Annotated in this window: 1 protein-coding gene; it reads left to right on the top strand. The window is 52.8% G+C overall.

Features of this window, described 5'->3' with window-relative positions; genetic code table 11:
• The coding region (locus A3756_RS05895) for a DNA gyrase subunit A (RefSeq protein WP_304438863.1) at nucleotides 1-290 on the top strand (290 nt) is incomplete at both ends.

Raw genomic sequence — 290 nt, 5'->3', positions numbered from 1 at the left:
CATGTTGGGGACGGCTTGAAGCCTGTCCAGCGTAGAATCGTTTACGCTATGTCCGAATTGGGCTTGAAGGCGACAGCCAAGTACAAAAAGTCTGCTCGTACGGTGGGTGATGTCTTGGGTAAGTTTCACCCTCATGGAGACAGTGCTTGTTACGAGGCAATGGTCTTGATGGCGCAGCCCTTCAGTTATCGCTACCCCCTTATTGACGGACAAGGAAACTGGGGTTCTCCGGATGACCCGAAGTCTTTTGCTGCGATGCGATATACCGAGTCAAGGCTGGCTCCTTACGC

This window comes from Oleiphilus sp. HI0086 (genome assembly GCF_001635225.1).
Note: the sequence above shows the minus strand (reverse complement) of the source record. Positions and strands in the feature narration are given on the sequence as shown.